The sequence below is a fragment of the Enterobacter quasihormaechei genome (assembly GCF_004331385.1).
GTDB lineage: Bacteria > Pseudomonadota > Gammaproteobacteria > Enterobacterales > Enterobacteriaceae > Enterobacter > Enterobacter quasihormaechei.
In genome coordinates this window covers 95,908-118,193 of record NZ_SJON01000008.1, presented here as the reverse complement: position 1 = coordinate 118,193, position 22,286 = coordinate 95,908, and the positions used below count along the sequence as shown (strand labels likewise).

21 protein-coding genes are annotated in these 22,286 nt (G+C 59.0%); 18 read left to right on the top strand and 3 right to left on the bottom strand.

The features are described from left to right. Positions 1-13 precede the first annotated feature (13 nt). The 5 genes from E0L16_RS12580 to E0L16_RS12560 are packed head-to-tail and all read left to right on the top strand — an operon-like array spanning position 14 to position 6,510. Positions 14-1,216, top strand: coding sequence for a pyridoxal phosphate-dependent aminotransferase (locus tag E0L16_RS12580; protein WP_107534118.1), 1,203 nt, complete (start codon positions 14-16; stop codon positions 1,214-1,216). Further along, a complete protein-coding gene (locus E0L16_RS12575; RefSeq protein WP_131637039.1) occupies positions 1,213-3,084 on the top strand; it encodes an FAD/NAD(P)-binding protein in 1,872 nt (623 codons plus the stop codon). Before E0L16_RS12580 ends, E0L16_RS12575 begins: the two co-directional genes overlap by 4 nt. Positions 3,085-3,089: 5 nt before the next feature. After that, positions 3,090-3,704: a cysteine hydrolase family protein gene (locus E0L16_RS12570; RefSeq protein WP_107534116.1), complete on the top strand. Its 615-nt coding sequence runs from the start codon at positions 3,090-3,092 to the stop codon at positions 3,702-3,704. Continuing rightward, a complete protein-coding gene (locus E0L16_RS12565) occupies positions 3,704-4,975 on the top strand; it encodes an MFS transporter (protein ID WP_107534115.1) in 1,272 nt (423 codons plus the stop codon). The genes E0L16_RS12570 and E0L16_RS12565 overlap by 1 nt, the downstream gene beginning before the upstream one ends. Further along, positions 4,972-6,510 (top strand): 2-isopropylmalate synthase, encoded by a 1,539-nt coding sequence (locus tag E0L16_RS12560; protein ID WP_112792213.1) that lies wholly within the window; start codon positions 4,972-4,974, stop codon positions 6,508-6,510. Before E0L16_RS12565 ends, E0L16_RS12560 begins: the two co-directional genes overlap by 4 nt. Positions 6,511-6,548: 38 nt before the next feature. On the opposite strand, the gene panM is transcribed toward E0L16_RS12560, so the two are convergent. Further along, positions 6,549-6,932, bottom strand: a complete 384-nt coding sequence (panM, locus tag E0L16_RS12555; RefSeq protein ID WP_063449547.1) for an aspartate 1-decarboxylase autocleavage activator PanM — start codon at positions 6,930-6,932, stop codon at positions 6,549-6,551. Positions 6,933-7,356: 424 nt separating this feature from the next. Here panM and livK point away from each other — a divergent pair, with 424 nt between their 5' ends. From livK to ugpQ, 10 genes are all read left to right on the top strand, one after another. Further along, positions 7,357-8,466: a high-affinity branched-chain amino acid ABC transporter substrate-binding protein LivK gene (gene livK, locus E0L16_RS12545; RefSeq protein WP_131637038.1), complete on the top strand. Its 1,110-nt coding sequence runs from the start codon at positions 7,357-7,359 to the stop codon at positions 8,464-8,466. A 46-nt stretch (positions 8,467-8,512) separates the two neighbouring features. Further along, a complete protein-coding gene (gene livH, locus E0L16_RS12540) occupies positions 8,513-9,439 on the top strand; it encodes a high-affinity branched-chain amino acid ABC transporter permease LivH (RefSeq protein WP_131637037.1) in 927 nt (308 codons plus the stop codon). Beyond that, positions 9,436-10,713, top strand: a complete 1,278-nt coding sequence (locus tag E0L16_RS12535; RefSeq protein ID WP_063865377.1) for a high-affinity branched-chain amino acid ABC transporter permease LivM — start codon at positions 9,436-9,438, stop codon at positions 10,711-10,713. The genes livH and E0L16_RS12535 overlap by 4 nt, the downstream gene beginning before the upstream one ends. Continuing rightward, a complete protein-coding gene (livG, locus tag E0L16_RS12530; RefSeq protein ID WP_006812274.1) occupies positions 10,710-11,477 on the top strand; it encodes a high-affinity branched-chain amino acid ABC transporter ATP-binding protein LivG in 768 nt (255 codons plus the stop codon). The genes E0L16_RS12535 and livG overlap by 4 nt, the downstream gene beginning before the upstream one ends. A 1-nt stretch (position 11,478) precedes the next feature. Continuing rightward, positions 11,479-12,192, top strand: coding sequence for a high-affinity branched-chain amino acid ABC transporter ATP-binding protein LivF (livF, locus tag E0L16_RS12525; RefSeq protein ID WP_074177582.1), 714 nt, complete (start codon positions 11,479-11,481; stop codon positions 12,190-12,192). 245 nt (positions 12,193-12,437) lie between these two features. Then, the gene (gene ugpB, locus E0L16_RS12520) at positions 12,438-13,754 is read left to right on the top strand and encodes a sn-glycerol-3-phosphate ABC transporter substrate-binding protein UgpB (RefSeq protein ID WP_063449542.1); all 1,317 of its coding nucleotides are present in this window, start codon (positions 12,438-12,440) and stop codon (positions 13,752-13,754) included. A gap of 106 nt (positions 13,755-13,860) precedes the next feature. Continuing rightward, on the top strand, positions 13,861-14,748 hold the full coding sequence (gene ugpA, locus E0L16_RS12515; protein WP_131637036.1) for a sn-glycerol-3-phosphate ABC transporter permease UgpA: 888 nt from the start codon (positions 13,861-13,863) through the stop codon (positions 14,746-14,748). Further along, on the top strand, positions 14,745-15,590 hold the full coding sequence (gene ugpE / locus E0L16_RS12510; protein ID WP_131637035.1) for a sn-glycerol-3-phosphate ABC transporter permease UgpE: 846 nt from the start codon (positions 14,745-14,747) through the stop codon (positions 15,588-15,590). The genes ugpA and ugpE overlap by 4 nt, the downstream gene beginning before the upstream one ends. A gap of 1 nt (position 15,591) precedes the next feature. After that, the gene (locus E0L16_RS12505) at positions 15,592-16,662 is read left to right on the top strand and encodes a sn-glycerol-3-phosphate import ATP-binding protein UgpC (protein ID WP_131637034.1); all 1,071 of its coding nucleotides are present in this window, start codon (positions 15,592-15,594) and stop codon (positions 16,660-16,662) included. Continuing rightward, positions 16,659-17,399: a glycerophosphodiester phosphodiesterase gene (ugpQ, locus tag E0L16_RS12500; RefSeq protein ID WP_131637033.1), complete on the top strand. Its 741-nt coding sequence runs from the start codon at positions 16,659-16,661 to the stop codon at positions 17,397-17,399. The genes E0L16_RS12505 and ugpQ overlap by 4 nt, the downstream gene beginning before the upstream one ends. Here ugpQ and E0L16_RS12495 read toward each other — a convergent pair. Beyond that, complete coding sequence (locus E0L16_RS12495; RefSeq protein WP_063449537.1) at positions 17,389-17,760, bottom strand: DUF2756 family protein; 372 nt, start codon at positions 17,758-17,760, stop codon at positions 17,389-17,391. The genes ugpQ and E0L16_RS12495 overlap by 11 nt on opposite strands. A gap of 122 nt (positions 17,761-17,882) precedes the next feature. Between E0L16_RS12495 and ggt the strand changes: the two genes are divergently transcribed. Next, positions 17,883-19,628: a gamma-glutamyltransferase gene (ggt, locus tag E0L16_RS12490; RefSeq protein ID WP_173937192.1), complete on the top strand. Its 1,746-nt coding sequence runs from the start codon at positions 17,883-17,885 to the stop codon at positions 19,626-19,628. Positions 19,629-19,668: 40 nt separating this feature from the next. Here the strand turns inward: ggt and yhhY are convergent, their stop codons facing one another. Further along, a complete protein-coding gene (gene yhhY / locus E0L16_RS12485; protein ID WP_107534103.1) occupies positions 19,669-20,157 on the bottom strand; it encodes an N-acetyltransferase in 489 nt (162 codons plus the stop codon). Between the two features lie 256 nt (positions 20,158-20,413). Here yhhY and E0L16_RS12480 point away from each other — a divergent pair, with 256 nt between their 5' ends. Both E0L16_RS12480 and E0L16_RS12475 read left to right on the top strand, forming a co-directional pair. After that, positions 20,414-21,451: an oxidoreductase gene (locus tag E0L16_RS12480; protein ID WP_131637032.1), complete on the top strand. Its 1,038-nt coding sequence runs from the start codon at positions 20,414-20,416 to the stop codon at positions 21,449-21,451. A gap of 123 nt (positions 21,452-21,574) precedes the next feature. Continuing rightward, positions 21,575-22,270: a pirin family protein gene (locus E0L16_RS12475; RefSeq protein WP_000639796.1), complete on the top strand. Its 696-nt coding sequence runs from the start codon at positions 21,575-21,577 to the stop codon at positions 22,268-22,270. Positions 22,271-22,286 lie beyond the last annotated feature (16 nt).

Sequence of the window (22,286 nt, the reverse complement as noted above, 5' to 3'; positions counted from 1 at the left end):
CGGAACATGTACGATGAGAAACGTCGCCGATCGCGTAAAGCGTATAGGGTTATCAGAAACCTATGCCATTCTCGATAAAGTTAAAACCATGCAGGCGGAAGGGAAAGTTATTTATGATTTAGGCGGCGGCGAGCCTGATTTCGCCACGCCAAATCATATTACTAATTACACTATAACGGCGATGAAAAATGGCATGACCCATTACACCGCCAGTAAAGGTACGCCTGGATTATTAAAAGCCATCGCCAGCCAGCTCTTTGAAGAAAATCAGCTGCCGGTTCAGTGGAATAAAAATATTATTGTGACGCCTTCGGCGAAACACGCGCTGTTTATTACGCTGATGACGCTGCTGAATCCTGGCGATGAAATCGTGATCCCCACCCCCTGCTGGGTGAGCTATATCGCGATGGCGGAAATGGCCGGGGCGAAGCCGGTGACCCTGCCGCTGGCAAAAGAGAATCAGTTCTTCCTCACCCGTCAGGCGCTAGAAAGTTGCATCACCGCGAAAACCCGCGTGCTGTTGCTTAATAACCCGAACAACCCCACCGGGCGGGTGTTAACAACAGAGGAGATCGACGCGGTCTGCCAGGTCGCGCAGAAGCATGACCTGTTCGTGGTGATGGATGAAATTTACGAACATATCCGCTATCTGCCGGGGCGCCATCGTAGCCTCGCGGCGGAACCCGGCATGTTTGAGCGTACCGTCACTATCAGCGGTTTCTCCAAAGCCTGGGCGATGACCGGCTGGCGGCTCGGCTACCTCAGCGCGCCGGAAACTCTGCTCAATGAAATTCTTAAAGTTCAGCAGCACAGCGTGGGATGCGCCGGCTCCTTCGTGCAGCAGGGCGGGTTGGCCGCGCTGATTGGTGACCGTCAGCCGATGCTGGATATGGTGGCGCACTACCGTCAGCGCAGGGATCTGGTGGTAAACCGGCTAAACGCCATTCCGGGGATCGCCTGCCGGGCGCCGGAGGGAGGACTGTATGTTTACGCCGACATCAGCGGCCTGGGTATGGGGGACGCCCGGGCTGTAACACACTGGCTGCTGACTCACGCCCATGTTGCCGTCACGCCGGGTACCGCATTCGGCAAGGAGGAATCCAGCGCGATTCGCCTGTCGTTTGCCGGGGCGACTGACACGCTTATCGCCGCGCTGGATAGCATCAGCCAGGCGCTCGCTGACTGCCCGTATCCGCTAAAGCAGGTGGCGTCATGAGCGAAGCGCTTCGAATCGCCATTATTGGCAATGGCCCTCGGGCGCTTTCGGTACTTGAACGCCTCGCCGCGCGTTTACAGGACCAGCCGGACGCCGGGGTGGAAATCCACTATATCGATAAACAGCACCCCGGAACGGGCCGTATCTGGCGCCAGGAACAGGATGCCGCTTTCGTCATGAATACCGTAGCGGAAGAAGTCTCCGCCTTTTCCGGCGAAGGCGACGTGGCAACGGCTCGTCCAGGCTGCGGCCCTTCGCTCGCCGCCTGGTGGCGTGCCACGCGGGACGACTTCCCTGGCGAGAATGCCTGGGCGCCGCGTGCGCTGTATGGCGAATATATGCACTTCGTTCTGAACTGCATCAAAGCCTCGTTTAGCCCGGCGCAGCGCTTTTGCCCTCGACAGGCGGAGGTAACAGACATAGTGCCGTTGAACAATAGCCGGGCGGTGCTGTTATTTCGCGATGGTGAAACCCTCACGGTAGACCGCGTGGTTATTGCCAGCGGCCATCCCCGTAACAGCCTGAGCGAACAGGAGCAGCGCTGGCAGGCCTATGCAGACACTCATCCGTCGCTGCGCTGGGTGCCTGGCGATTCAGCCGCCGATATGCCGCTGGAGGAGATCGCCCCCGGCAGCGCCGTCGGCATTTTAGGACTGGGGCTGTCGTTTCTGGATGTCATGGCGGCGTTAACCACCGGGCGCGGCGGCCAGTTTATTGAGCAGGCCGATGGCTCACTGCGCTATCAACCCTCCGGGCGCGAGCCGCGTCTGGTGGCCGGTTCACGCAGTAGTCTGCCCATCCCCGGCCGTGGGCGTAACCAGAAGCCCCCTAACTTCCGCTATCAAAGCGTGCTTTTTACCCAGGAGCGTGCCGAGGCCCTGGCCGCCCGCGGACAACTCGATTTTGATCGCGACGTGCTGCCGCTGCTGATGGCAGAGGTCAACCTGACCTGGTACGCCACCACGCTGCGCCAGCGTTTTGGCCTTTCCGCCGAACTGGAATTTCGTGCCTGCGCGCAGGCGCTGGAGGTTGAGGCGTTTGATAGCCTGCCGGACATCGCCGCGCGCTTTGGCCTCACCGATGTGCCTGCACTGGATATTTATCAGCTCGGCGATCCCTTTCGTGAGCGCCGGTTCATCTCCGCGAGCCATTTCCATGCCGCGCTGCGCGAAGAGCTGGTTCGCGATAGTGAACACGCGGAGGGAGGTAACGTGGATAACCCGCTTAAGGCAGCGCTGGATACGCTGCGCGATACTCGCGGGCTGGTGCGCAGAGTGGTGGATTTCGGCGGTCTGGCTCCGGCCTCGTTTCGCGATGCGTTTCTCTCCCGCTACTCCCCGGTGAGTGCGCTGCTTTCCGCCGGGCCGCCGCGCTACCGAACCCGTCAAATGCTCGCTCTGATTGACGCCGGCATTCTGGCGGTCGTCGGGCCGCGTATGCAGATCACCTGCGGCGTGGAAAGCGCTGCTTTTGAGCTCTCTTCCCCACAGGTGGAAGGGGCCGTGTGGCGCGTAGAGACGCTGCTGGACGCCAGGGTGCCGGGGCAGGATCTGACGCGGGATCTATCGCCGCTGACTCAGGCGCTGCGGCAGCGTGGTCTCTGGCAAAACTTCACCGTGGAAGATGCCGATACCCGCTTTCAGACCGGCGGCGTGGCGGTTACCCGCGCGCCATATCATCCCCTTAACCAGCAGGGGAAGGCGGTTCCCCAGCTTTACGTTATTGGTATTCCCAGCGAACACACGCGCTGGTTTATGTCCGCTGGCAGCAGCCGCCCGGGCTATTGGACTGATTTTATCTGCGATGCGGATGCCATTGCAGAACACATCTTAACGGCGCTACCCGCTGCCGATCTTAAGCAGGAATAAAGACGATGAAAAAAATGGCGTTACTGATGTTGGATTTTCTCAATGAGATAGTCCATCCCGACGGCGTATACGCGCAGATGGGTTACTACCAGCAGGTGCGGGAAAAAGGGGTGATTAAACAGGCTGCTCAGGCGCTGGCAGGGGCGCGTGCCGCTCATACTCCGGTGGTGCATGTGGTAGTTGGTTTTTCTGAAAACTACGTTGAATGCCCAACCGGCTCCGAGGTTTTTGATATCGCACGTCGCAACCGGCTGTTGCGTTTTGACACCTGGTCGACGGATATCGTCGAAGCGCTGGCACCGCTGCCGGAGGAGAGCATTGTCCGCAAGCATCGGGTTGATCCGTTTTACCAGACCAGCCTTGAATTGACGCTGCGAAGCATGGGCGTGGACACGCTGGTGCTGGCCGGCGTTTCTACCGAGTTTGTGGTGCTGGCGACGGCGATGAGCGCCCACGATCGCGGTTTTCACGTCGTAGTGCTGGAAGATGCCGTTGCGGCGGTGAATAACGTGAAACATCTGGCGGCTCTGGAGGTGATTGGCAGTACCGCTGAACGGCGAAAAACCGCCGATCTTTTCCCGGCTCGCCGGACGTTTAATGCCACTCAGGAGGCCCTCTGATGACAGAAGTTGCAACGACTCTGCTGCGCGGCGCGCGCCACCGCTGGAAAGTGTTGGGTATTGGCGTAGCGGCCAACGCCTGTTTCTCAATGGTGGTAGGAGGCTTGCCGGCGACGGCGGTCTTTATGCGTGCCGATTACAACATCAGCAATGCCGAGCTGGGGTTCGTGCTTGGGATGCTGGGATTGGGGATCGCGATTAGCGAGCTGCCCTGGGGGCTTTTGACCGACCGCTGGGGCGACCGCCCGATCCTGCTGACCGGCTTGTTAAGTACCGGCGCGATGTTGCTGCTGATGGCGGCCTTTGCCGCGCCGCATAACGGTTTTATTCCCGCATACGGCCTGCTTATTACCGGAGTGTTGTTTATCGGACTGCTTGGCAGCAGCGTAAACGGCTCCAGCGGCAGGGCGATCATGGCCTGGTTTCAGGAGGGGGAGCGCGGTCTGGCGATGAGTATCCGTCAGACCGCGGTACCGATGGGCTATGGGATTGGCGCGTTACTTCTCCCCTGGCTGGCGGCTACATGGGGGTTTGTAACGATGTTTATCGTCTCTGCGCTGCTGTGCGCCGTGGTGGGTTTTTATGCCTGGCTGTGGTTGCACGAGCCGGATCGCGTCGGGGGCAATACGGCTCAGGCCGCTACTGCGTCTGCCGTACCGGGCAAAGGGCCGCTGTACGATCCTGCCATCTGGAAAATCGTGCTGGCAATCGGCATTCTCTGCGGGCCGCAGTTCGCGCTGCTCACTTTCGGATCGGTCTTCCTGCACGACTTCGCCCATATCGACGTGGCCGTAGTGTCCGTGTGCCTGGCGGTTATCCAGGTTGGGGCGATGGTGTCGCGTATCTGGAGCGGACGCTGGACGGACAAAAATAAAAACCGTAAGCGTTATCTCAAAAGCTGCACGCTGATAAGCATTCTGGCTTTTGTGCTGCTGAGCGTGCTGGTAGGCATCTGGCCGACTCTGCCGCATCAGGGAGCAACCCTTGCCTTACTGGCGGCGCTATTTATCCTCTCCGGCGTGGTGGTCTCAGCCTGGCATGGCGTGGCCTATACCGAGCTGGCATCAATGGCGGGGGCAAAACGCGCCGGAACAGCGCTGGCAATGGGCAACACCAGCGTGTTCGTGGTGATGTTTATCACTCCGATCGCTATCCCTTGGATGCAAACGCACTTTAGCTGGAGCAGCGTCTGGCTCGCCTCAGCGGCGTGTGCGGTTATTGCGCTCTGGTTTTTCCCGAAGGTGGAGAAAAAGCAGGAGAACGCAGCATGAGCGCGCATGTGACTGGTGGTAAATATTGCCCGATGCCGCAGCCTGAACTGCCGAACCGCCAGTGGCCGACACGCGCGCTGCTCCACGCACCACGCTGGTGTAGCGTTGATCTGCGCGACGGCAACCAGGCGCTGCCGGAGCCAATGAACCCTCAGCAAAAGCGGGCACTTTATCAGCAGTTGGTAGCGATGGGCTACAAAGAGATTGAAGTAGGTTTTCCCGCCGCCTCGGAAACCGACTACCAGTTTGTACGAACCCTGATAGACGACGGGTTGATCCCCGATGACGTACGCATCCAGGTGCTGACGCAGGCGCGAGAAAACCTTATCGCCGACACCGTTGCCGCCCTGAGTGGGGTAAAAGAGGCGGTGGTGCATCTCTATAACTCTACGTCGTTACAGCAGCGCGAGCAGGTCTTTAATCTCAGCCGCGCTGGGGTGATCGAACTGGCGCTACAGGGCGTGCGCTGGCTGCTGGAGGAGATGGCAAAGGTGGAGCAAAATTGGGTGCTGGAGTACTCCCCGGAGAGTTTTACTGCCACCGAGATGGATTTTGCGCTGGAGATTTGCAACGCGGTTATCGACCTGTGGGTGGGGAAGACGGGGCGGGAGGTGATCATCAACCTGCCTGCTACCGTCGAGCTGGCTTCGCCAAACGTCTATGCCGACCAGATTGAATGGATCTCAGGTAAGCTTCGCCACCGCCAGAAGGTGACGCTTTGCGTGCATCCTCATAACGATCGCGGTTGCGCGGTGGCGGCAGCGGAAATGGCGTTGCTTGCGGGCGCTGAACGTGTAGAAGGCACTCTGTTTGGCAACGGCGAACGTACCGGCAATGTCGATCTGGTCACGCTGGGGTTAAACCTGTTGGTGCAGGGCGTCGATCCGCTGATTGATTTCAGCCAGCTTCCGCAGGTGGTGAATGTCTATGAGTCGGCGACGGGAATGACGGTGCCGCCGCGCCATCCCTACGCCGGAAGCCTGGTATTCACCGCCTTTTCCGGTTCGCATCAGGATGCGATCCGCAAATCAATGGAGCTGCAAAAATACCGCACCCGTTGGGATGTGCCCTATTTACCCCTCGACCCGCACGATATTGGCCGTAGCTACGAAGGGATCATCCGCATCAATGGTCAGTCGGGCAAAGGAGGACTAGGCTACCTGCTGGATTATTACTACGGCATTCGCCCGCCGCGCCCGCTGCTTATTCGCTTTCAGCAGCACATACAGACGCTGGCGGACGCCAGTAACCAGGAGCTGGAGCACGCGTTTCTGCACCAGCAATTTCACGCGTTTTTTGCGACCTGTGACAGTATCAGCGAAGCGCATCCCGGCGGTACGCCCGCAGAATTTCACCCCCAGTGGGATAGCCATCGGCTGGGAGCATCACAGGTGATGAGCTATGTCTGGGGAACGTGGCAGGGCGAACTGGTATACGGTATCGGGCTGGATATTAGTGAAGAGAAAAGCCGCCACCGTGCCTGGGGGCAGCTGTTGCGCTCGCTGCCGGTGAGCGTGATCAGCGTGCCGCTGTAACACACTTGCGCCGCACAAGCTTCATGCGGCGCGAGTTTTTAGCGCTTCTCCCACCCGTTCGCCTGCGCCGTAAACCCTAACGCCTGCATAAACGCCGCCATCACGCCGCGATCCTCCACGCCCACGTCGGCCATCCACCAGGAGGTCACGCTCGGGTTTTCGCGGATCACCTCTTCAATTAAATACTGCCCGACCCCACGGCGGCGGGTCACGTCGCGCACGCGAAGCGAGTCCAGCGCGCCTTCGGTGCCGCTCAGCGTTACGCGAACGGCGGCCAGCAGGCGCTCGTTAAAGCGCGCGGCATAAATGCGGTGGTTCTCATCGACGGCCAACGACGAAGGGGAATATTCCGGCCAGATCTTGCCCAGGTCGATATGATCCTGTTCGCTAAAGGTCACCAGACGAACGATAGTCAGTTTCATTAGCTGCTTGTCCAAATCAAAAAAAGTAGGGCCAGTGTACTCAATTTATTTGCTCAGGCGCGTTCTCTTTTTATTCCCGTTTGCCAGGTGATTCGTTTTTTAGCGGCGACATGGGCAGTTCGAAAACACATGGATTGAAAAATAAGCAGGATTTTAACCTGAAGGGCAGTGATTTATTCCGCGCATTGTACCGTTATTTTATGCTGCAAAACGCGCTTTTATTTGTTTATCTCTGCCTGAATTCAGAATATTATCTTTCCTTAATCTCCTGAAAAATAGAGATATTAGTCTGGTTTTTGATAAAAAACCGCGCTAAACCCTTAAAGGCACTGGTAAAAATAGCGTTGTTCATTAAAAGTACAGAATGCTTTTTAACCATAATAAAACAAAATATAAACATCACTTCACGAATGGGGATTCTGAGATGAAAAGGAACGCGAAGACGTTAATCGCGGGGATGGTCGCACTGTCGATCTCGCATATCGCTATGGCGGAGGACATTAAAGTTGCGGTAGTGGGTGCGATGTCCGGTCCTGTTGCCCAGTGGGGTGACATGGAGTTCAACGGTGCGCGCCAGGCCATAAAAGACATCAACGCTAAGGGCGGCATCAAAGGCGACAAGCTGGTGGGCGTGGAATATGACGACGCCTGCGATCCGAAACAGGCCGTCGCGGTCGCCAACAAAATCGTTAACGATGGCATCCAGTATGTCATTGGCCACCTCTGCTCGTCCTCCACGCAGCCCGCGTCCGACATCTACGAGGACGAAGGCATTCTGATGATCACCCCGGGCGCCACCAACCCGGAGCTGACCCAGCGCGGCTATCAGCACATCATGCGTACCGCCGGCCTGGACTCTTCTCAGGGACCGACCGCCGCCAAATACATCCTCGAGACCGTTAAGCCACAGCGTATCGCCATCATTCATGACAAGCAGCAGTACGGCGAAGGTCTGGCGCGCTCCGTGCAGGACGGCCTGAAAAAAGGCGGCGCGAACATCGTCTTCTTCGACGGCATTACCGCCGGTGAAAAAGACTTCTCCGCGCTGATCGCCCGCCTGCAAAAAGAGAATATCGACTTCGTCTACTACGGCGGCTACTACCCGGAAATGGGCCAGATGCTGCGCCAGGCGCGCGCCACCGGCCTGAAAACCCAGTTTATGGGGCCAGAGGGGGTGGGCAATGCCTCTCTGTCCAACATCGCGGGGGATTCTGCCGAAGGCATGCTGGTCACCATGCCAAAACGCTATGACCAGGATCCGGCCAACAAGGCTATCGTGGATGCGCTCAAGGCGCAGAAGAAAGATCCGAGCGGTCCGTACGTCTGGATCACCTACGCGGCCTTGCAGTCTCTGGCAACGGCAATGGACCGTACCGGCAGCAAAGAACCGCTGGATCTGGTGAAAGATTTAAAAGCACACGGGGCGAACACCGTGATTGGGCCGCTGAACTGGGATGAGAAAGGCGATCTGAAGGGATTTGAATTTGGTGTCTTTAAGTGGCACGCCGACGGGTCTTCCTCGGTCGCCAAATAATTATCCCACCGCCCGGCTCTCCGGGCGGGTATAAAAAGGTTTGCATATGTCCGAGCAGTTTCTCTACTTTTTGCAGCAGATGTTTAACGGCGTCACGCTGGGAAGCACCTACGCGCTGATCGCCATCGGCTATACGATGGTTTACGGCATTATCGGCATGATCAACTTCGCCCACGGCGAGGTGTACATGATCGGTAGCTACGTCTCCTTTATGATCATCGCCGCGCTGATGATGATGGGCATCGACAGCAGCTGGCTGCTGGTGGCCGCCGGGTTTGTCGGCGCGATTGTGATCGCCAGCGCTTACGGCTGGAGCATTGAGCGCGTGGCCTACCGGCCGGTGCGGAGCTCCAAGCGCCTGATTGCGCTGATTTCCGCGATTGGTATGTCGATCTTCCTGCAAAACTACCTCAGCCTGACCGAAGGCTCGCGTGACGTGGCGCTGCCAAGCCTGTTTAACGGCCAGTGGATTGTGGGGGCCAGCGAAAACTTCTCTGCCTCTGTCACCACCATGCAGCTGGTCATCTGGGTTGTCACTTTCCTGGCGATGCTGGCCCTGACCGTTTTCATCCGCTACTCCCGCATGGGACGCGCCTGCCGCGCCTGCGCGGAAGATCTGAAGATGGCGAGTCTGCTCGGCATCAACACCGACCGCGTCATCGCTCTGACCTTCGTGATTGGCGCCGCAATGGCGGCGGTGGCGGGGGTTCTGCTCGGCCAGTTCTACGGCGTAATTAACCCGTACATCGGCTTTATGGCCGGGATGAAAGCCTTCACCGCGGCGGTACTGGGCGGCATCGGCAGCATTCCGGGCGCGATGATCGGCGGCCTGATCCTGGGCGTGGCGGAGGCGCTCTCCTCGGCGTACCTGAGCACCGAATATAAAGACGTGGTGTCGTTTGCCCTGCTGATTCTGGTTCTGCTGGTGATGCCTACCGGTATTCTGGGCCGTCCGGAGGTAGAGAAAGTATGAAACCGATGCATTTTGCTATGGCGTTGCTCTCTGCCGCCATGTTCTTCGTACTGGCGGGCGTCTTTATGGGCGTCCAGTTAGGGCTGGACGGCACGAAACTGGTGGTCGATACCGCCCCCGACATCCGCTGGCAGTGGGTGTTTATCGGCACCGCCGTGGTGTTTCTGTTCCAGCTGCTGCGTCCGCTGTTCCAGAAGACGCTGAAAAACGTCTCCGGGCCGAAGTTCGTTCTGCCGGCAATCGACGGTACCACGGTAAAGCAGAAGCTGTTCCTCGTGGCGCTGCTGGTGGCTGCCGTGGCGTGGCCGTTTATGGTGTCGCGCGGTACGGTGGACATCGCCACCCTGACCATGATTTACGTGATCCTCGGCCTCGGTCTGAACGTGGTGGTGGGGCTGTCCGGCCTGCTGGTGCTGGGCTACGGCGGTTTCTACGCTATCGGCGCGTACACCTTCGCGCTGCTGAACCACTATTACGGCCTCGGCTTCTGGACCTGTCTGCCGCTGGCGGGGCTGGTCTCTGCCGCCGCAGGCTTCCTGCTCGGCTTCCCGGTGCTGCGCCTGCGCGGTGACTACCTGGCGATTGTGACCTTAGGCTTCGGCGAAATCGTCCGTATCCTGCTGCTCAACAATACCGAAGTGACCGGCGGGCCGAACGGCATTAGCCAGATCCCGAAGCCGACCTTCTTCGGCCTGGAGTTCAGCCGTACCGCCCGCGAAGGCGGCTGGGATACCTTCAGCAACTTCTTTGGCATCAAATATGACCCGTCCGACCGCGTGATCTGGCTCTACCTGGTGGCGCTGCTGCTGGTAGTCATTACCCTGTTCGTGATCAACCGCCTGCTGCGCATGCCGCTGGGCCGCGCGTGGGAAGCGCTGCGCGAAGATGAGATCGCCTGCCGCTCTCTGGGCCTGAACCCGACCCGCATCAAGCTGACCGCGTTCACCATCAGCGCCGCGTTTGCCGGTTTCGCCGGCACGCTGTTCGCCGCGCGCCAGGGCTTCGTCAGCCCCGAGTCGTTCACCTTTGCCGAATCGGCCTTTGTGCTGGCGATCGTGGTGCTCGGCGGGATGGGCTCGCAGTTCGCCGTGATCCTTGCGGCCATCCTGCTGGTGGTCTCCCGCGAGCTGATGCGCGACTTTAACGAATACAGCATGCTGATGCTGGGTGGTTTGATGGTGCTGATGATGATCTGGCGTCCGCAGGGCCTCCTGCCGATGACGCGTCCACAGCTGAAGCTTAAGCGTGCGGAAGCGAAAGGAGAGCAGGCATGAGTCAGCCATTATTATCCGTTAACGGTCTGATGATGCGTTTTGGCGGCCTGCTGGCGGTCAACAACGTGAACCTGGATCTGCATAAAAAAGAGATCGTCTCCCTGATTGGCCCGAACGGCGCGGGGAAAACCACGGTCTTCAACTGCCTGACCGGTTTCTACAAGCCGACGGGCGGCACCATCATGCTGCGCGACCAGCACCTGGAAGGGCTGCCGGGCCAGCAGATTGCCCGCATGGGCGTGGTGCGTACCTTCCAGCACGTGCGGCTGTTCCGCGAGATGACGGTGATTGAGAACCTGCTGGTGGCACAGCATCAGCAGCTCAAAACCGGCCTGTTCTCTGGCCTGCTGAAAACCCCGGCCTTCCGCCGCACACAGGAGGAGGCGCTCGATCGCGCCGCCACCTGGCTCGACCGTATCGGCCTGCTCCAGCACGCCAACCGGCAGGCGAGCAACCTGGCTTATGGCGACCAGCGTCGGCTGGAGATCGTGCGCTGCATGGTGACCCAGCCGGAGATCCTGATGCTCGACGAACCGGCGGCGGGCCTCAACCCGAAAGAGACCAAAGAGCTGGACGAGCTGATTGCCGAGCTGCGCGATCATCACGACACCACCATCCTGCTGATTGAGCACGACATGAAGCTGGTGATGGGCATTTCGGACCGTATCTACGTGGTAAACCAGGGCACGCCGCTGGCAAACGGCACGCCGGAAGAGATCCGCAACAACCCGGACGTGATCCGCGCATACCTTGGTGAGGCATAAGATGGAAAAAGCGATGTTAACGTTCGACAAGGTCAATGCGCATTACGGCAAGATCCAGGCGCTGCACGACGTCAGCCTGCACATCAATCAGGGTGAAATCGTCACCCTGATTGGCGCCAACGGCGCGGGAAAAACCACGCTGCTCGGCACCCTGTGCGGCGACCCGCGCGCCACCAGCGGACGGATTGTGTTTGATGGCAAAGACATTACCGACTGGCAGACCGCCAGAATTATGCGTGAAGCGGTGGCGATTGTCCCGGAAGGGCGCCGCGTCTTCTCGCGCATGACGGTGGAAGAGAACCTGGCGATGGGCGGCTTTTTTGCTGATCGCGACCAGTATCACACCCGTATCAAATGGGTGTACGAACTCTTCCCGCGCCTGTGGGAGCGCCGCATCCAGCGTGCGGGCACCATGTCCGGCGGTGAACAGCAGATGCTGGCGATTGGCCGCGCGCTGATGAGCCAGCCGCGCCTGCTGCTGCTGGACGAACCGTCGCTCGGTCTTGCGCCGATCATCATCCAGCAGATTTTCGACACCATTGAGCAACTGCGCAAAGAGGGGATGACCATCTTCCTCGTCGAGCAGAACGCCAACCAGGCGCTGAAGCTCGCCGATCGCGGCTACGTGCTGGAGAATGGTCGCGTGGTGCTCGAGGATACCGGCGACGCGCTGCTGGCGAACGAAGCGGTGCGGAGCGCGTACCTGGGCGGCTGAGCCGTCTGTAGTGCCCGGTGGCGCTACGCTTAGCGGGCCTACGGATACCCTCCAGGCCGGGTAAGGCGCAGCCGCCACCCGGCTTTTTTCATATTAACCCCTTCACACAACCATCATCCCCCTGACGCCTGGCCGTCACTTATCTGTAAACAAACAGTTATTTTTCTGTCATTCGAGCATGTCATGTTACCTCGCGAGCACAAAACGCGTGATATCGCGCATCCGGCATAATAAGAGAGATGACAATGACATCGTTACGACACACGGCTTTGGGTCTGGCAATCGGTCTGGCTTTTGCGACGAACGCAATGGCCGTGACCACCATTCCATTCTGGCATTCCATGGAAGGGGAGTTGGGTAAAGAGGTTGACTCCCTGGCGCAGCGTTTCAATGACACCCACCCGGATTACAAAATTGTGCCGGTGTACAAAGGCAACTACGAGCAGAGCCTGAGCGCGGGCATCGCCGCCTTCCGTACCGGCAACGCGCCTGCACTGTTGCAGGTGTATGAAGTCGGCACCGCGACCATGATGGCCTCGAAAGCCATCAAACCGGTCTACGAAGTGTTCAAAGACGCGGGCATCAACTTTGACGAATCCCAGTTCGTGCCGACCGTCTCCGGTTACTACACCGATTCCAAAACCGGCCACCTGCTGTCCCAGCCGTTTAACAGCTCCACGCCGGTGCTGTACTACAACAAAGATGCCTTCAAAAAAGCGGGCCTGGATCCGGAGCAGCCGCCAAAAACCTGGCAGGATCTGGCCGAGTACACCGCGAAGCTGAAAGCGGCGGGGATGAAGTGCGGCTACGCCAGCGGCTGGCAGGGCTGGATCCAGATTGAGAACTTCAGCGCATGGCACGGCCTGCCGGTTGCCACCAAAAACAACGGCTTCGACGGCACCGACGCGGTTCTGGAGTTCAACAAGCCGGAGCAGGTGAAGCACATCGCGCTGCTGGCGGATCTGAACAAGAAGGGCGACTTCAGCTACTTCGGGCGTAAAGACGAATCCACCGAGAAGTTCTATAACGGCGACTGCGCCATTACCACCGCGTCTTCCGGCTCGCTGGCGGATATCCGTCACTACGCCAAATTCAACTACGGCGTGGGCATGATGCCGTACGACGCCGACGTAAAAGGCGCGCCGCAGAACGCCATCATCGGCGGGGCCAGCCTGTGGGTGATGCAGGGTAAAGACAGCGGCACCTATAAGGGCGTGGCCGAGTTCCTCGACTTCCTGGCGAAGCCGGAAAACGCGGCCGAATGGCACCAGAAAACCGGCTATCTGCCGATCACCAAGGCCGCCTACGACCTGACCCGCGAGCAGGGCTTCTACAGCAAAAACCCGGGCGCGGATATCGCGACGCGTCAGATGCTGAATAAGCCGCCGCTGCCGTTCACCAAAGGCCTGCGTCTGGGCAACATGCCGCAGATCCGCACCATCGTGGATGAAGAGCTGGAAAGCGTGTGGACGGGGAAGAAAACCCCGCAGCAGGCCCTGGACTCTGCGGTAGAGCGCGGCAATCAGTTGCTGCGCCGCTTTGAGCAGTCGACGAAATCGTAATCGCTGAAACGCCCGGTAGCGCTTCGCTTACCGGGCCTACGACGTGCCCCATCCAGGCAGGGTAAGGCGCAGCCGCCACCCGGCATTGTTCAGGAATCAAATCTCCATGTCCTCATCCCGTCCGGTGTTCCGATCCCGCTGGCTGCCGTACCTGCTGGTCGCGCCTCAGCTGATCATCACCGTTATCTTCTTCATCTGGCCTGCGGGCGAAGCGCTGTGGTACTCGGTACAAAGCGTCGATCCGTTCGGGCTTTCCAGCCAGTTTGTTGGGCTGGACAACTTTACGGCGCTGTTCCACGACAGCTACTACCTGGACTCCTTCTGGACGACGATCAAATTCAGCGCGCTGGTGACCGTGAGCGGCCTTGTCGCGTCGCTGTTTTTCGCCGCGCTGGTGGATTACGTGGTGCGCGGCAGCCGCCTGTATCAGACCCTGATGCTGCTGCCTTACGCCGTGGCCCCCGCCGTGGCTGCCGTGCTGTGGATCTTCCTGTTTAACCCCGGCCGCGGGCTGATTACCCATTTTCTGGCGGAATTCGGCTATGACTGGAACCACGCCCAGAACAGCGGTCAGGCGATGTTCCTCGTGGTGTTCGCCTCGGTGTGGAAGCAGATCAGCTATAACTTCCTGTTCTTCTTCGCCGCGCTGCAATCCATTCCGCGTTCGCTGGTGGAGGCCGCCGCCATCGACGGCGCAGGGCCGGTGCGCCGCTTCTTCAGGCTGTCGCTGCCGCTGATCGCCCCGGTCAGCTTCTTCCTGCTGGTGGTTAACCTGGTGTACGCCTTCTTCGATACCTTCCCGGTGATCGACGCCGCCACTGCGGGCGGTCCGGTGCAGGCGACCACCACGCTTATCTACAAGATCTACCGCGAAGGGTTTGCCGGACTCGATCTCTCGGCCTCTGCCGCGCAGTCCGTCGTGCTGATGTTCCTCGTCATCATCCTCACGGTAGTGCAGTTCCGCTATGTCGAAAGTAAGGTGCGCTACCAATGATTGAGAACCGTCGCGGGCTGACGATTTTCAGCCATACCCTGCTGATCCTGGGCATTCTCGTTATCCTGTTCCCGCTGTACGTGGCCTTTGTCGCCGCCACGCTGGACACCAAAGCGGTGTTCCACACGCCGATGACGCTGATCCCGGGCGGGCACCTTTTCGAAAACATGAAGACCATCTGGACCCAGGGCGTGGGCACCAACAGCGCGCCGTTCTGGCTGATGATGCTCAACAGCTTCATCATGGCGTTCGGCATTACGGTGGGCAAAATCACGGTGTCGATGCTCTCGGCCTTCGCCATCGTCTGGTTCCGCTTTCCGCTGCGTAACCTGTTCTTCTGGATGATTTTCATCACCCTGATGCTGCCGGTGGAGGTGCGTATCTTCCCGACGGTGGAGGTGATTGCCAACCTGAAGATGCTGGACAGCTACGCGGGCTTAACCCTGCCGCTGATGGCCTCGGCGACCGCCACCTTCCTGTTCCGCCAGTTCTTTATGACCCTGCCGGACGAGCTGATTGAGGCCGCACGCATCGACGGTGCCTCCCCGATGCGCTTCTTCCGCGACATCGTGCTGCCGCTGTCGAAAACCAACCTCGCGGCGCTGTTTGTGATCACCTTTATCTACGGCTGGAACCAGTACCTGTGGCCGCTGCTGATCGTTCAGGACGTCAACCTCGGCACCGCCGTGGCGGGCATCAAAGGCATGATCGCCACCGGTGAAGGCACCACCCTCTGGAACCAGGTGATGGCGGCGATGCTGCTCACCCTAATCCCACCCGTAGTCATTGTTTTAGCCATGCAGCGCGCGTTTGTCCGCGGCCTGGTCGATAGCGAGAAATAAGATGGCAGGTTTAAAACTTCAGGCAGTTACCAAAAGCTGGGACGGTAAAACCCAGGTCATTCAGCCGCTGACGCTCGACGTGGCGGACGGCGAATTTATCGTGATGGTCGGCCCGTCCGGCTGCGGGAAGTCCACGCTGCTGCGCATGGTGGCGGGGCTGGAGCGCGTCACGTCCGGGGATATCTGGATTGACCGCCAGCGCGTCACCGAGATGGAGCCAAAAGATCGCGGCATCGCGATGGTGTTCCAGAACTATGCCCTCTATCCGCACATGATCGTGGAGGAGAACATGGCCTGGGGGCTGAAAATTCGCGGGATGGGCAAAGGCCATATCGCCGAGCGCGTAAAAGAAGCCGCGCGCATTCTGGAACTTGACGGCCTGCTTAAGCGCCGCCCGCGCGAGCTCTCCGGCGGCCAGCGCCAGCGCGTGGCGATGGGGCGCGCCATCGTGCGCGACCCTGCGGTATTCCTGTTCGACGAACCGCTCTCGAATCTCGACGCCAAGCTGCGCGTGCAGATGCGCCTTGAGCTACAGCAGCTGCATCGCCGTCTGAAAACCACGTCCCTCTATGTCACCCACGATCAGGTCGAAGCCATGACCCTCGCCCAGCGCGTGATGGTGATGAACAAAGGCATTGCCGAGCAGATTGGCACGCCGGTGGAGGTCTACGAAAAACCGGCCAGCCGTTTTGTGGCGAGCTTTATCGGCAGCCCGGCGATGAACCTGCTGGACGGGCGGATCAATGCTGCGGGAACCCACTTTGAACTGGAAAGCGGGATGGCGTTACCGATCAACTGGTACTATCGTGGGTACGCCGGGCGTAAGATGACGCTTGGCATCCGCCCGGAGCATATTGGCTTAACGTCTCAGGCGGACGGCGGCGTGCCGCTGGTGATGGACACGCTGGAGATGCTGGGCGCCGATAACCTGGCGCACGGGCGCTGGGGCGAGCAAAAGCTGGTGGTGCGCCTGCCGCATCAGGAGCGCCCGAAGGCAGGCAGCACGCTGTGGCTGCATGTGCCGGAAAATCACCTGCACTTATTTGACGGTGAAACAGGACAACGAGTATGAGCAACTGGCCTTACCCCCACATCGTCGCCCACCGTGGCGGCGGTAAACTGGCGCCGGAGAACACCCTGGCGGCGATTGACGCTGGCGCACGCTACGGCCACACGATGATCGAGTTTGACGCCAAGCTGTCGAAAGACGGCGAAATTTTCCTGCTGCATGACGACAACCTCGAACGCACCAGCAACGGCTGGGGCGTGGCGGGCGAACTGCCGTGGCGCGATCTGCTGAAGGTGGACGCCGGAAGCTGGTTCAGCGGTGATTTCAAAGGCGAGCCGCTGCCGCTACTGGCGGAAGTGGCGGACCGGTGTCGTCAACACGGCATGATGGCTAACATCGAAATCAAACCGACCACCGGCACCGGGCCGCTGACGGGCAAAGTGATTGCGCTGGCCGCGCGTGAGCTGTGGGAAGGCATGACGCCGCCGCTGCTCTCCTCGTTTGACATCGACGCGCTGGAAGCCGCACAGGCGGCTGTGCCTGAACTGCCGCGCGGGCTGCTGCTGGACGAGTGGCGTGAGGACTGGCGCGAACTGACGGGCCGCTTAGGCTGCGTGTCGATCCACCTCAACCATAAGCTGCTGGATGCGGCGCGGGTCAAAATGCTGAAAGACGCGGGTCTGCATATCCTGGTCTACACCGTCAACAAACCCCAGCGTGCAGCCGAACTGCTGCGCTGGGGCGTAGACAGCATCTGTACCGATGCGATTGACAAGATCGGGCCAGACTTTATTTATTAAGCATGCTGCCGTTCTGCTGGGTCGGCAGCATATGCTGCTGACCGCTGCTTTGCGACATCCCGCCCCCTAACATCCCGCCGTTTGGGTTTTGCAGCGGCTGCTCGCGCATCTGGCCCTGCTGCACGCGCTGGGTGTTAGCGTTCATCTGGTTTTGCAGGTGTTGCTGCTGCACCTGGGTCTGCGTCTTTAGCTGCTGGTTGAGCATCCCTTTCTGCTGTTGTTGCTGGCTCATCATCTCCGTCTGCATACGCTGCTGGCTCGGAATGACGTAGCCCGGCTGGTTCGGGTTGTTCAGGGTGTTAATGGGCTGTGCGAGCGCGGCGAACGGGAGCAGCGCGGTCAGGATCAGGAATCGTTTCATGGTTATCTCCTCCTTTGAGGCTTCTCTTAAGTTTACCCCTAAACCAGCATAACGATGATTTTTTAAGAGTTGTGAACCAGGCTTAAGCGGGGAATATGGACCCCTTCACCTGGAGAACAATAATGATGAAACCAACCTTTTTGCGCTGGGTCGCCCTCGCTGCGCTGATGGCAGGCGGCACATTTACCGTGGCGGCCAACCCGCCCGCCGCTCCTCCGGTCTCTTACGGCGTGGAGGAGGATGTTTTTCACCCCGTGCGGGCCACGCACGGCATGGTGGCCTCGGTTGACGCGCTGGCAACCCAGGTAGGCGTCGATATTCTTAAGCAGGGCGGTAACGCGGTGGACGCGGCGGTCGCGGTCGGGTACGCGCTGGCGGTAACGCACCCGCAGGCCGGGAACCTGGGCGGCGGCGGCTTTATGATGCTGCGTACCAAAGACGGCAAAACCACGGCCATCGACTTCCGTGAGATGGCGCCGAATCAGGCCTCCCGCGATATGTTCCTCGACGATCAGGGCAACCCGGACAGCAAAAAATCCCTGACCTCGCACCTTGCGTCCGGCACGCCTGGCACCGTTGCGGGCTTCTCGCTGGCGCTGGAAAAATACGGCACGCTGCCGCTGAACAAGGTGGTGCAGCCTGCTATCAAGCTGGCGCGTGACGGCTTTGTGGTGAACGACGCGCTGGCGGACGACCTCAAAACCTACGGCAGTGAAGTGATTCCGAATCACGAAAACAGCAAGGCGATTTTCTGGAAAGATGGTGAGCCGCTGAAGAAGGGCGATAAGCTGGTGCAGAAAAACCTCGCCAGAAGCCTGGAGCTGATTGCGGAAAACGGTCCTGACGCCTTCTATAAAGGGGCGATTGCCGATCAGATTGCCGACGAGATGCAGAAGAACGGCGGGCTCATTACCAAAGCGGACCTGGCAGAATACAAGGCGGTGGAGCGCGAGCCGATTAGCGGCACCTATCGCGGGTACGACGTCTTCTCCATGCCGCCGCCGTCCTCCGGTGGCATTCACATCGTGCAGATCCTCAACATTCTTGAAAACTTTGATATGCACAAGTTCGGCTTCGGCAGCGCGGACGCCATGCAGGTGATGGCGGAAGCGGAAAAGCGTGCCTACGCCGACCGCTCGGAATACCTTGGCGATCCGGATTTCGTGAAGGTGCCGTGGCAGGCGCTGACCAACAAAGCGTATGCCAAATCGATTGCCGACGAGATCGACATCAACAAGGCGAAGCCGTCGAGCGAGATCCGCCCCGGCAAGCTGGCACCGTATGAAAGTAACCAGACCACGCATTTCTCGGTGGTGGATAAAGACGGTAACGCGGTGGCGGTGACCTATACGCTGAACACCACTTTCGGCACCGGGATCGTAGCGGGCAACAGCGGCATTTTGCTGAATAACGAGATGGATGATTTCTCGGCCAAGCCGGGCGTGCCGAACGTGTACGGGCTGGTCGGCGGGGATGCTAACGCCGTGGGGCCGAAGAAGCGCCCGCTGTCGTCCATGTCGCCAACCATCGTGGTGAAAGACGGTAAAACCTGGCTGGTGACCGGCAGCCCTGGCGGGAGCCGCATCATTACCACCGTGCTACAGATGGTGGTGAACAGCATCGATTTTGGCATGAACGTCGCCGAGGCGACCAATGCGCCGCGTTTCCATCATCAGTGGCTGCCGGATGAACTGCGCGTCGAGAAGGGCTTTAGCCCGGACACGATAAAACTGCTTGAGCAACGCGGACAAAAGGTGGCGGTGAAAGAGGCGATGGGCAGCACCCAGAGCATTATGGTCGGGCCGGACGGGGCGCTGTTTGGCGCGTCGGACCCGCGTTCGGTAGATGATTTAACGGCGGGGTATTGATGTTTAGCCGGGTGGCGGCTTCGCCTTACCCGGCAACAAACTACTTCATTCGCGCCATATAATACGCATCCACGTACTCACCGTTGCGCAGGCCGTAGCGCTTGCCGGTGCCTTCAATTTCGAATCCGTGCTTTTTGTACACCGCGATTGCCGGTTCGTTATCCACAAACACCGTTAACTCAATGCGGTCGACGCGCAGCCAGTTGTCGCACATATCGATCATGGTACGCATCAGGGCGCTGGCGACGCCCCGGTTTTGCCACTGCGCACCCACACAAATTCCGAAATCGGCAACGTGGCTGCGACGTGGGCGCTGGGCTACGGCAATGCACAGGTGCCCGGCGACAGTCCCGTCGATGCAGGCGACCAGCTGTTTAATGCCGGGCTGATCGGTTAGCCGCTCCTGCCACATCTGCTCTGAGGGATGAGGAACCTGTAGCGTGTTGTGGTACACCTCCGGCTGGGCGTGGATCTGACGAATGACGTCGTAATCTTTCGGTTCCGCGTGGCGTATCACTATCTCACTCATTCCTTGTTCCTCAGTCGGTTAAAAGTCCCTTCCAACATCATTGACTTTAAAACCTGAGTCAATCGCTATTTTTTGCAAAAAGTGTTGGACAAGTGCGAATGAGAATGATTATTATTGCTCTGCATTCAGGAAGACCTCCTACGGGAACCTGAAAGCACGACATTGCTCACATTGCTTCCAGTATTACTTTAGCCAGCTTCTCGCTGGCTTTTTTTTTGTTATGGTTAAACCCAGTAACCTTAAAAAGGACTGAGCCATGACACTACATTGCGCATTTATTGGATTTGGCAAAAGCACCACGCGTTACCACCTTCCGTATGTTCTCAACCGTAAAGACACCTGGCATGTAGCCCATATCTACCGTCGCAGCGCGAAACCGGAAGAGCAGTCTCCGCAGTATTCCCACATTCACTTCACCAGCGATCTCGATGAAGTGCTTAACGATCCGCAGGTAAAGCTGGTGATCGTCTGCACTCACGCCGACAGCCACTTCGACTACGCGAAACGCGCGCTCGAAGCGGGCAAGAACGTGCTGGTGGAAAAACCGTTCACCCCGACGCTTGCCGAAGCGAAGGCGCTGTTCGCGCTGGCGAAAAGCAAGGCGCTTACCGTCACCCCGTACCAGAACCGTCGCTTTGACAGCTGCTTCCTGACGGCGAAAAAGGCGATCGAAAGCGGCAAGCTCGGCGATATTGTGGAGATCGAAAGCCACTTCGATTACTACCGTCCGGTGGCAGAAACCAAACCCGGCCTGCCGCAGGACGGCTCGTTCTACGGTCTGGGCGTACACACCATGGACCAGATCATCTCCCTGTTTGGCCGCCCGGACCACGTGGCGTACGATATCCGCAGCCTGCGCAATAAAGCCAATCCGGACGATACCTTCGAGGCGCAGCTGTTTTACGGCGACCTTAAGGCCATCGTTAAAACCAGCCATCTGGTGAAAATCGACTACCCGAAATTTATTGTTCACGGCACGAAGGGCTCGTTCATCCGGTACGGCATCGACCAGCAGGAGACCAGCCTGAAGGCCAACATCATGCCGGGCGAACCGGGCTTTGCGGCGGACGATGCCGTGGGCGTGCTGGAGTACGTGAACGATGAGGGCGTGACGGTCAGAGAAGAGTTGAAACCGGAAACCGGCGACTATGGCCGCGTCTACGATGCGCTGTATGAAACCCTCACCAGCGGCACGCCGAATTACGTCAAGGAATCTGACGTTCTCACTAACCTGGAAATCCTTGAACGGGCCTTTGAACAGGCTTCTCCTGCCACGGTAACCCTCGCCAGATAAGCAAAAACGGCTCCTCTGCGGTTGTTCATAATTTTTGAACAGAGGAGTCAATTTTCACCCTCTATGATCCCGGACGGTTTGCGTCCACACTTACTCCATCGAAACGAACTGAGGGTGAAAACAATGATCTACTTACGCAAAGCAAACGAACGCGGTCACGCAAATCATGGCTGGCTGGACTCATGGCATTCATTCTCGTTTGCCGACTATTACGACCCGAACTTCATGGGCTTCTCCGCGCTCCGCGTCATTAACGACGACGTGATTGACGCAGGCCAGGGCTTCGGTACCCACCCGCACAAGGACATGGAAATCCTGACCTATGTGCTGGAAGGGGCGGTTGAGCACCAGGACAGCATGGGCAACAAAGAGCAGGTGCCGGCGGGTGAGTTCCAGATCATGAGCGCGGGTACCGGGGTGCGTCACTCCGAGTACAACCCGAGCAAAACGGAAAAACTGCACCTGTATCAAATCTGGATCATTCCAGAAGAGACCGGCATCACGCCACGCTACGAGCAGCGCCGCTTCGACGCGAAACAGGGCAAACAGCTGGTGCTGTCCCCGGATGCGCGTGAAGGTTCTCTGAAGGTGCACCAGGATATGGAACTGTACCGCTGGGCGCTGGCGAAAGACGAACAGTCTGTCCATCAGATTGCCGCCAACCGCCGCGTCTGGATCCAGGTGGTGAAAGGGGAAGTGTCTATTAACGGCACGAAAGCCACAACCGCCGATGGCCTGGCTATCTGGGACGAGCAGGCGCTCTCCGTGCATGCCGACAGCGAAAGCGAAATCCTGCTGTTTGACCTGCCGCCGGTCTAAATAATTTCTCAACCTT

Coding starts and splice junctions, on each gene's coding strand:
- E0L16_RS12580 (WP_107534118.1), top strand. CDS start 14: ATGAGAAACGTCGCCGATCGCGTAAAGCGTATAGGGTTATCAGAAACC.
- E0L16_RS12575 (WP_131637039.1), top strand. CDS start 1,213: ATGAGCGAAGCGCTTCGAATCGCCATTATTGGCAATGGCCCTCGGGCG.
- E0L16_RS12570 (WP_107534116.1), top strand. CDS start 3,090: ATGAAAAAAATGGCGTTACTGATGTTGGATTTTCTCAATGAGATAGTC.
- E0L16_RS12565 (WP_107534115.1), top strand. CDS start 3,704: ATGACAGAAGTTGCAACGACTCTGCTGCGCGGCGCGCGCCACCGCTGG.
- E0L16_RS12560 (WP_112792213.1), top strand. CDS start 4,972: ATGAGCGCGCATGTGACTGGTGGTAAATATTGCCCGATGCCGCAGCCT.
- panM (WP_063449547.1), bottom strand. CDS start 6,932: ATGAAACTGACTATCGTTCGTCTGGTGACCTTTAGCGAACAGGATCAT.
- livK (WP_131637038.1), top strand. CDS start 7,357: ATGAAAAGGAACGCGAAGACGTTAATCGCGGGGATGGTCGCACTGTCG.
- livH (WP_131637037.1), top strand. CDS start 8,513: ATGTCCGAGCAGTTTCTCTACTTTTTGCAGCAGATGTTTAACGGCGTC.
- E0L16_RS12535 (WP_063865377.1), top strand. CDS start 9,436: ATGAAACCGATGCATTTTGCTATGGCGTTGCTCTCTGCCGCCATGTTC.
- livG (WP_006812274.1), top strand. CDS start 10,710: ATGAGTCAGCCATTATTATCCGTTAACGGTCTGATGATGCGTTTTGGC.
- livF (WP_074177582.1), top strand. CDS start 11,479: ATGGAAAAAGCGATGTTAACGTTCGACAAGGTCAATGCGCATTACGGC.
- ugpB (WP_063449542.1), top strand. CDS start 12,438: ATGACATCGTTACGACACACGGCTTTGGGTCTGGCAATCGGTCTGGCT.
- ugpA (WP_131637036.1), top strand. CDS start 13,861: ATGTCCTCATCCCGTCCGGTGTTCCGATCCCGCTGGCTGCCGTACCTG.
- ugpE (WP_131637035.1), top strand. CDS start 14,745: ATGATTGAGAACCGTCGCGGGCTGACGATTTTCAGCCATACCCTGCTG.
- E0L16_RS12505 (WP_131637034.1), top strand. CDS start 15,592: ATGGCAGGTTTAAAACTTCAGGCAGTTACCAAAAGCTGGGACGGTAAA.
- ugpQ (WP_131637033.1), top strand. CDS start 16,659: ATGAGCAACTGGCCTTACCCCCACATCGTCGCCCACCGTGGCGGCGGT.
- E0L16_RS12495 (WP_063449537.1), bottom strand. CDS start 17,760: ATGAAACGATTCCTGATCCTGACCGCGCTGCTCCCGTTCGCCGCGCTC.
- ggt (WP_173937192.1), top strand. CDS start 17,883: ATGATGAAACCAACCTTTTTGCGCTGGGTCGCCCTCGCTGCGCTGATG.
- yhhY (WP_107534103.1), bottom strand. CDS start 20,157: ATGAGTGAGATAGTGATACGCCACGCGGAACCGAAAGATTACGACGTC.
- E0L16_RS12480 (WP_131637032.1), top strand. CDS start 20,414: ATGACACTACATTGCGCATTTATTGGATTTGGCAAAAGCACCACGCGT.
- E0L16_RS12475 (WP_000639796.1), top strand. CDS start 21,575: ATGATCTACTTACGCAAAGCAAACGAACGCGGTCACGCAAATCATGGC.